General features: G+C 65.4%; 7 protein-coding genes. 5 read left to right on the plus strand and 2 right to left on the minus strand.

What is annotated here, in order from left to right; genetic code table 11:
• Positions 1-5: 5 nt before the first annotated feature.
• Complete coding sequence (gene rlmB / locus L0G76_RS12175) at positions 6-944, minus strand: 23S rRNA (guanosine(2251)-2'-O)-methyltransferase RlmB (RefSeq protein ID WP_092106113.1); 939 nt, start codon at positions 942-944, stop codon at positions 6-8.
• Between the two features lie 94 nt (positions 945-1,038).
• A complete protein-coding gene (gene cysS / locus L0G76_RS12180; protein ID WP_304357465.1) occupies positions 1,039-2,490 on the minus strand; it encodes a cysteine--tRNA ligase in 1,452 nt (483 codons plus the stop codon).
• 297 nt (positions 2,491-2,787) lie between these two features.
• Here cysS and L0G76_RS12185 point away from each other — a divergent pair, with 297 nt between their 5' ends.
• The 5 genes from L0G76_RS12185 (at position 2,788) to L0G76_RS12205 (ending at position 7,982) form a co-directional block, all read left to right on the plus strand.
• The gene (locus tag L0G76_RS12185; protein WP_304357466.1) at positions 2,788-4,392 is read left to right on the plus strand and encodes a sodium-dependent transporter; all 1,605 of its coding nucleotides are present in this window, start codon (positions 2,788-2,790) and stop codon (positions 4,390-4,392) included.
• Positions 4,393-4,394: 2 nt separating this feature from the next.
• Positions 4,395-4,499: a methionine/alanine import family NSS transporter small subunit gene (locus L0G76_RS12190; protein ID WP_092106110.1), complete on the plus strand. Its 105-nt coding sequence runs from the start codon at positions 4,395-4,397 to the stop codon at positions 4,497-4,499.
• A 201-nt stretch (positions 4,500-4,700) separates the two neighbouring features.
• A complete protein-coding gene (locus L0G76_RS12195; RefSeq protein WP_304357467.1) occupies positions 4,701-5,792 on the plus strand; it encodes an S-(hydroxymethyl)mycothiol dehydrogenase in 1,092 nt (363 codons plus the stop codon).
• On the plus strand, positions 5,792-6,463 hold the full coding sequence (locus L0G76_RS12200; RefSeq protein WP_304357468.1) for an MBL fold metallo-hydrolase: 672 nt from the start codon (positions 5,792-5,794) through the stop codon (positions 6,461-6,463). The genes L0G76_RS12195 and L0G76_RS12200 overlap by 1 nt, the downstream gene beginning before the upstream one ends.
• Before the next feature lie 208 nt (positions 6,464-6,671).
• Positions 6,672-7,982, plus strand: coding sequence for an amino acid permease (locus L0G76_RS12205; RefSeq protein WP_487247007.1), 1,311 nt, complete (start codon positions 6,672-6,674; stop codon positions 7,980-7,982).
• The last annotated feature ends 22 nt before the right edge of the window (positions 7,983-8,004 follow it).

An 8,004-nucleotide genomic window follows, 5' to 3' on the forward strand; every position in this document is an offset into this window, starting at 1 on the left:
GCAGTTCAGCCTCGGCGGGTGCGGGCGACTTCGTAGAGGGAGACGGCCGCGGCGATGCCCGCGTTGAGGGACTCAGTGGTCGCGGCGATCGGGACCGACACGATCTGGTCGCACTTGTCGGCGATGAGGCGCGAGATGCCCTTGCCCTCGGAGCCGACGACGATGCACACCGGATCGCGGCTGAAGGTCAGCTCCGGCAGCTCGACGTCTCCGTCCATGTCGAGTCCCACGACGAAGACGTTCTGCTTCTTGAGCTCGTCGATGGCGCGGGCCAGATTGACGACCTGCGCGACCCTGATGCGGGCCGCAGCACCGGCGGAGGTCTTCCACGCGGCGGCGGTCATCGAGGCTGCGCGGCGCTGCGGGATGATGACGCCGTGGCCGCCGAAGGCCGCGGTGGAGCGGACGATCGCACCGAGGTTGCGCGGGTCGGTGATGCCGTCGAGCGCGACGAGCAGCGGCGCCTCGGCACGGTCGGCCGCGTCTTCGAGCAGGTCACGGGGCTCGGCGTATTCGTAGGGCGGGATCTGCAGGGCGATGCCCTGATGGATCGCGTCGTCGGTGAGTCGGTCGAGGTCGGGCTTGCTCGCCTCGAGCATCGAGATGCCGCGCTTGGTGGCCAGGGTGATGGCCTCGCGGACGCGGTCATCGGAATCGATCCGTCCGGCGACGTACATCGCGGTTGCGGGAACGTCCTCACGCAGGGCCTCGAGCACCGAGTTGCGCCCGGCGACCATGTTCGGGCCGTTCTCCTTCTTGCGTCGCTTGGCCTGCGCCGAGGCGTTGGCGGCCTTCTTGTTCGCCGTCGCCTTGTGCGCCTTGTGGTAGACGCGGTCCTCGGCCTTGGGCGTGGGGCCCTTGCCGCGCAGGCTGCGCTTGTTCTTGCCGCCGGAGCCCTTGGTCGGGCCCTTCTTCGAGCCGCCGGCGCGTGGGGTGGAAGCCATGTGAATCCTTAAGAGTCGTCAGTGGTCACGAACCGAGGCTCGTCACCGGGAGAGATTGCATTGCAGAGTGCTGTGGAGGTGTGCAGTGGACCGGTCAGCTGTCCTTGACGTGGTAGCGGTAGCCGTCCGCCGTGTCCTCGATGACGATCCCGGCAGATGCCAGATTGTCCCGGATCGCATCGGCCGTGGCAAAATCCTTCTCCGCCTTGGCCTCGGCCCGCTGCCCGGCGAGCGCATCGACGAGGGAATCCAGCGCCGATTCGACCGTCGCATCCGCTCCCGAGCCGGCCCACGCCTCGGCGCTGGGATTGACTCCCAGGATATCGAGCATCAGCTCCACCTGGGCGACGATCCGGCTGAGCGTGTTCCGATCCTGGCCGGAGTCGAGGAGCTTCGCACCCTCGGTGACCGTCGCGAAGACCTCGGACAGGGCACGCGGCACGCCGAGGTCGTCGTCGAGTGCCGCTGCGAACTCCGTGGGTACGTCGACGCTGCGACCGCGGTAGGAGTCGCTGACGTCGGGAAGCGCGGGTGCCTCATCTCCGAGCGTCTGCCGGGCCCGCTGGAGGAAGTTCGCCAGACGGTCGAGGGAGGCGGTCTGCCGGTCCATGGCCTCGGGTGAGAACTCGAGGATCGACCGGTAGCTGGCGCCGGTGAGGAAGTAGCGCACGGCAAGCGGACTGTAGCGATCGAAGAGCTCGGAGGCGAACACGGAGTTGCCCAGGGACTTCGACATCTTGTCCCCGCCCACATTGAGCAGGCCCGAATGCATCCAGATGTTGGCGAACCGGTCACCGGCCGCCCGCGACTGAGCCAGCTCGTTCTCATGATGGGGGAAGCGCAGATCCAGCCCGCCGCCGTGGATGTCGAAATTCTCGCCGAGGTACTTCGTCGACATGGCCGAGCACTCGATGTGCCAGCCCGGTCGGCCTCGACCCCATGGTGCCGGCCACGAGGCGGTTCCGGGCTCGCCGGGCTTGTGCGCCTTCCACAGCGCGAAGTCCCTGGCGTCCTTCTTGCCCCGCATGTCCGCATCGTTCGCGGGCTCCATATCATCGAGACGCTGGTTGGTCAGTGCGCCGTACTCGGCCCACGAGGCGGCCGCGAAGTAGACATCGCCGCTGTCGTCGAGTGCCGGGTAGGCGTATCCCGCGTCGATGAGTCGGTCGATGAGCTCGATCATCTCCGTGATGTGTCCGGTGGCACGAGGTTCGTAGCTGGGCGGCAGCACATCGAGGGCGGCATAGGCCCTGGTGAAGGCCCGCTCGTACAGATAGGCGTGGGCGAACCAGTCTCGACCCACCTCGGCGGACTTCGACAGGATCTTGTCGTCGATGTCGGTGACATTGCGGACCAGGGTGACGCTGTAGCCGCGATACATCAGCCAGCGGCGAAGCTGGTCGAAGACCGAGGCCGAGCGCAGGTGGCCGATGTGGGGCTCGCCCTGCACCGTGGCACCACAGACGTAGATGCCCACGTGCCCGGCATTGACGGGGCGCAGTTCTTCGGTGGTGCGGCTGGCGGTGTTGTACAGAGCGATAGTCACGCACGCCAGTCTACCGGCCACGGCGCCCGGGCTGGGCCTGTCGGTTCCCTGGGCACAAGCGCGCCGCCCGGCAGGACAGAATTCGTTGTCGGACTGTTATGCAAGTCACGTGACTCAGAGCACCTTTCACAGAATCCTCCCAGTAAGCTGGGGGGCAATGAACGGGAGCGCACGCACTCCGCGTCGAGGCGAGCCTCCGGGCAGCGCTCCCTGCTTCCGTCGTCGGCGCATTCGCAGCAGAACTCCGACGGCAAGCAGCCGCACACATCGGCGGTTGAGACCGAAAGGACACACATCATGTCTGCCACGACAAAACCCCAGAGGGAGGTCTTCGTCTCCCGTTCCGCGTTCATCTTCGCGGCAATCGGCTCGGCGGTCGGCCTCGGCAACATCTGGCGCTTCCCATACGTGACCTACGACAACGGCGGCGGGGCTTTCATCATCCCGTACCTGGTCGCACTGCTGACCGCAGGAATCCCGCTGCTCTTCTTCTATTATGCGATGGGCCACCGGTCGAGAGGATCGGCTCCTCTGGCCTACCGCATGGTGCACAAGTCGGCGGAACCGATCGGCTGGTTCGCCACGGGCATCGCGATCGTCATCGGCATCTACTATGCCGCGATCATGGCCTGGGCGGGTTCGTACATGATCTTCTCGCTCAATGAGGCCTGGAGCGACGACGCAGAGGGCTTCTTCTTCGGCGAATACCTCAAGATGGGCGACCCGGGCATCTCGTTCGAGTTCGTCCCGGCCGTGCTCATTCCCGTGATCATCGTCTGGATCCTCGTCCTGGGCATCCTTCTGTTGGGTGTGCAGAAGGGCATCGCCCGTTTCTCGAAGATCTTCATCCCGCTGCTCATCGTTCTGTTCCTCGCGCTGGTGATCCGTTCGCTGTTCCTCCCCGGTGCAGCCGAGGGGCTGAACGCCCTATTCACCCCGGACTTCGGAGCGCTGACGGATCCAGGCGTGTGGATTGCGGCCTACGGGCAGATCTTCTTCTCTCTGTCGATCGCCTTCGGCATCATGATCACCTATGCCTCATACCTGAAGAAGAAGACGAACCTCACCGGCGCCGGCCTCGTCGTCGGCTTCTCCAACTCCGCGTTCGAGATCCTCGCCGGCATCGGCATCTTCGCCGCACTCGGCTTCATGGCCGCGGCACAGGGAGTCGAGGTCGCAGACGTGGCCACCAGCGGCATCGGCCTGGCCTTCGTCGGCTTCCCGGCCCTGATCTCCGAAATGCCGGGCGGTCCGATCTTCGGCTTCGTGTTCTTCGCCTGCCTCGTCTTCGCCGGATTGACATCGATGATCTCAATCGTCCAGGTGCCCATCCAGGCTCTGCGCGAGAAGTTCGGGGTCGGCAACAAGTCCTCGACGCTCTTCGTCGGCGGCGGCATGGCGGTCATCTCAATTCTGCTCATGCCCACGATCACCGGCCTGTACGCCCTGGACACCATGGACGCCTGGGCCAACAACATCGGCATCGTCGGCTCGGCCGTCCTCGCGATCGTCTCCGTGGGCTGGCTGCTGCGCAAGCTGCCGATGTTCAGCCGCCACCTCAACGCGGTGTCGAGCTTCAAACTCGGCATCACCTGGATGATCCTCATCTCGATCACCGGCGTGATGCTCATCTACATGCTCATCACGCAGATCATCACCTTCATCACCGAAGGCTATGAGGGATATCCGGGTCTGATCACCGGCACCTTCGGCTGGGGCATGATCGGCGTCCTCATCGTTGCCTCGGTCGTGCTCTCACTCATCAGATGGCCGAAGACGACTTTGGCTGAGATGGACGCCGCGATCGCCGACTCGGTCGCCAACGAGAACACCGCCAAGGGCAGGTCCGGCAATAAAACGCCCGGCAATGGAACGTCCGCCAACGAGAACAAGGGAGTCTGACCATGGGCACATCAGCCATCGTCATGATGATCATCGCCATCGTCACCGTGTGGGGCGGCCTCGGAGCCGCGATCGTCCACCTGCGCAAGCACCCCGACGAGGAGTGAGCGCGCCGCCGACCTGAGCGCAGACGGCCCGATTCCCGGCACGGGGATCGGGCCGTCTTCTCATTCGGCGACGTGCACTGGTCGCGAGGCCCGTGCCTGGTTAGGGTGGGGCTGTACGAAATCATCGTCGGGCGTGCATATGACCTTGATCGGCCTCAGCGCACAAGGTCCTCACCACTGCCCACAGCACTAGGAGACGCAATGCCACAGACCGTCAAAGGTGTCATCTCCCGCAGCAAGGGAGCGCCGGTCGAACTCACCGACATCGTCATCCCCGATCCGGGCCCGGGCGAGGTCATCGTCGATGTGCAGTCGTGCGGCGTCTGCCACACGGACTTCCACTACCGCGAGGGCGGAATCAGCGACGACTACCCGTTCCTGCTCGGCCACGAATCGGCAGGCACCGTCTCAGAGATCGGCGAAGGCGTCACCGACGTCGAGGTGGGCGATTTCGTCATCCTCAACTGGCGTGCGATCTGCGGCGAGTGCCGGGCCTGCAAGCGCGGTGAGCCCTGGTACTGCTTCGACACCCACAACGCCTCCCAGAAGATGACGCTGCCCGACGGCACCGAGCTCGAGGCCGCGCTGGGCATCGGTTCCTTCGCCGAGAAGACCCTGGTCGCGGCCGGACAGTGCACGAAGGTCCCCGAAGCTGATCCCGCTGTCGTGGGTCTGCTGGGGTGCGGCGTCATGGCCGGAATCGGCGCGGCCATCAACACGGGCGAAGTCACCCGCGGCAAGTCGGTGGCCGTCATCGGCTGCGGCGGCGTCGGCTGCGCGTCCATCGCCGGTTCAGCCCTGGCCGGTGCGGGCACGATCATCGCGCTCGACATCGATGACACGAAGCTCCAGTGGGCAGAGGAACTCGGCGCCACCCACACGGTCAACACTCGCGGCAAGAGCGAGGATGAGGTCGTCGCAGCGATCCAGGAGCTGACCGGTGGCTTCGGCGTCGATGTCGCCATCGACGCTGTGGGCCGTCCGGAGACCTGGCGTCAGGCCTTCTACGGTCGTGATCTGGCGGGCACCGTGGTCCTCGTGGGCGTTCCGACTCCGGAGATGGAGCTCAGCGTCCCCCTGCTCGACGTCTTCGGCCGCGGTGGCCGGCTGAAGTCCTCCTGGTACGGGGACTGCCTGCCCGAGCGGGATTTCCCGATGCTCGTCGACCTGTACCAGCAGGGGCGCGTACCGTTGGAGAAGTTCGTGTCCGAGCGCATCGGAATCGGCGACGTCGAGGAGGCATTTGAGAAGATGAGCCAAGGCAAAGTACTGCGATCGGTGGTGGAGTTCTGATGACGGCAATCGAGCATCTGGTCACGTCCGGCACGTTCTCGCTCGACGGCGGGACCTGGGACGTCGACAACAACGTCTGGATCGTCGGCGACGACTCCGAGGTCATCGTCATCGATCCCGCGCATGACGTCAATGCCATCGCGGAGAAGGTCGGGGCGCGAGAGGTCAAGGCGATCCTGCTGACCCACGGTCACGATGACCACGTCGGAGTCGTGCGCGACTTCGCCCATCGTGTGGGCAACCCGCCCGTCCATCTCAACCCCGCCGACCACGTCCTGTGGGACATGACCTATGACAGCTACCGCCCCGATGCGGAGATCTCCGACGGAGACACCTGGAACGTCGGTGGGGTGAGGGTGAAGGCCCTGCACACTCCCGGCCACTCCCCCGGTTCGACCTGCTTCTTCATCGAAACCGGGCTGCCGGTTCCCGCCTCGGCGGGCGCAGGCAGCGCAGTCGGCCCCGTGCTCTTCTCCGGAGACACGCTCTTCCACGGCGGCCCGGGAGCTACCGGACGCTCGCATTCGAGCTTCGAGACGATCATCGAATCGATCAGGGACGTCCTGTTCAAACTCCCCGCCGCCACGGTCGTCCTCACCGGACACGGTGGGTCGACATCGATCGGTGCCGAAGCGCCGTCCCTGGAGGCCTGGATCAAACGCGGAGAGTGAGACTCTTCAACCGCTGACGGTGCCGTGGTCGCAGATCTGCGACCACGGCATCTCTTCGTCCGCGTCGGACTGTCTCACGACTGTGGTCGGACGATAGACTCATCCGGTGCCTGAATCTCAATCGCCGCAGTCCCCAGTGCCCGCAGACTCATCATCAGCCTCGGCGACACCTGACGCAGCGCAGTCCGGGGCCGGCCTCAAAGTCGGAATGAAGCCGCGCCACCTTGTCATGATGAGCCTCGGGTCGGCGATCGGCGCCGGCCTGTTCGTCGGGTCGGGCGCCGGCGTCCAAGCTGCCGGTCCAGCCGTCCTCATCTCCTATGTGGTGGCCGGACTCATCGTCATCTTCGTCATGCGCGCCCTCGGAGAGCTCGTGGCCGCCGATCCGAACCCGGGGGCCTTCTCCCACTACGCCGGCCGAGCCATGGGTCCGGCGGCCGCATTCGCCGTCGGGGCCCTGTGGTGGGTCCAGCTCTGCCTCGTCGTCGCCGCAGAGGCCACCGCGGCCGCGCAGATCGCGGCCAATTATGTCCCAGCGATCCCGCAGTGGGTCATCGCCCTGGCCATCATGGTCATCTTCACCGCGATCAACCTCACCACCTCGGGCAGCTTCGGTGAGTTCGAATTCTGGTTCTCCCTCATCAAGGTCGCCTTCGTCACTCTGTTCCTCGTCCTCGGCGCCGCATACCTGTTCGGCTGGACTCCTGCAGAGCCACCTGCGGCCGTCTTCACCGACGGATTCATGCCCACCGGTCTGCCCGGAGTCGCTGCCGGACTCCTCGTCGTCGCCTTCGCCTTCGGCGGCATCGAGATCGTGGCGGTCGCCGCGGCCGAGACCGCGGACCCGAGCCGCAGCGTGACCCAGGCGATCAAAACCATCGTGTGGCGCATACTGTTCCTCTACATCGGTTCCGTGGCAGTCATCGTCCTCGTCCTCGACTGGAACGACGAGCGGCTGACCGAGTCGCCCTTCGTCGCGGTCCTCGACACTGCCGGCCTTCCGCTCATCGCCTCGCTTCTGGCCGCAGTCATCGTCATCGCGCTGCTGTCGTCGATGAATGCCAACATCTACGGTGCGTCGAGAATGGCGTTCTCCATGTCCGAACGTGCGATGCTGCCGGCGGGACTGGGACGGGCGACCAAACGCGGCGTTCCGATGGCAGCGGTGCTGGCCACCTCGGCGTTCGGTTTCGTGGCAGTGGCGCTGAACTATTTCTGGGCCGCCGAGGTGCTCGGGGTGCTGCTCAACATCGTCGGGTCCACGCTCATCGTCACCTGGGTCGTGACCCTGGTGTCACAGATCATCATCCGCCGCCGTGCCGAAGCCGCCGGCGACGAACTGCCGTTGAAGATGTGGCTCTTCCCCTGGCTGTCCTATGCGACGCTGGCAGGGATCGCCATGATCATCGTCCTCGGTCTGACCGTGGAATCCGTGCGCATCCAGATTCTCGGCACCCTGGTCTTCACTGCCGCGCTCTACGGAATCGGCTACCTGGTCACACGCAAGCGCAGGGCCTGAGCCAGTTCGCGCAGTGCCGGTG

Source organism: Brevibacterium picturae (assembly GCF_030453725.1).
GTDB classification, from domain to species: Bacteria; Actinomycetota; Actinomycetes; order Actinomycetales; family Brevibacteriaceae; genus Brevibacterium; species Brevibacterium sandarakinum_A.

What these genes read in the sequence shown, in the direction of transcription:
- rlmB (WP_092106113.1), bottom strand. Translation starts at nt 944, where the DNA reads ATGGCTTCCACCCCACGCGCCGGCGGCTCGAAGAAGGGCCCGACCAAG.
- L0G76_RS12185 (WP_304357466.1), top strand. Translation starts at nt 2,788, where the DNA reads ATGTCTGCCACGACAAAACCCCAGAGGGAGGTCTTCGTCTCCCGTTCC.
- L0G76_RS12190 (WP_092106110.1), top strand. Translation starts at nt 4,395, where the DNA reads ATGGGCACATCAGCCATCGTCATGATGATCATCGCCATCGTCACCGTG.
- L0G76_RS12195 (WP_304357467.1), top strand. Translation starts at nt 4,701, where the DNA reads ATGCCACAGACCGTCAAAGGTGTCATCTCCCGCAGCAAGGGAGCGCCG.
- L0G76_RS12200 (WP_304357468.1), top strand. Translation starts at nt 5,792, where the DNA reads ATGACGGCAATCGAGCATCTGGTCACGTCCGGCACGTTCTCGCTCGAC.
- L0G76_RS12205 (WP_487247007.1), top strand. Translation starts at nt 6,672, where the DNA reads ATGAAGCCGCGCCACCTTGTCATGATGAGCCTCGGGTCGGCGATCGGC.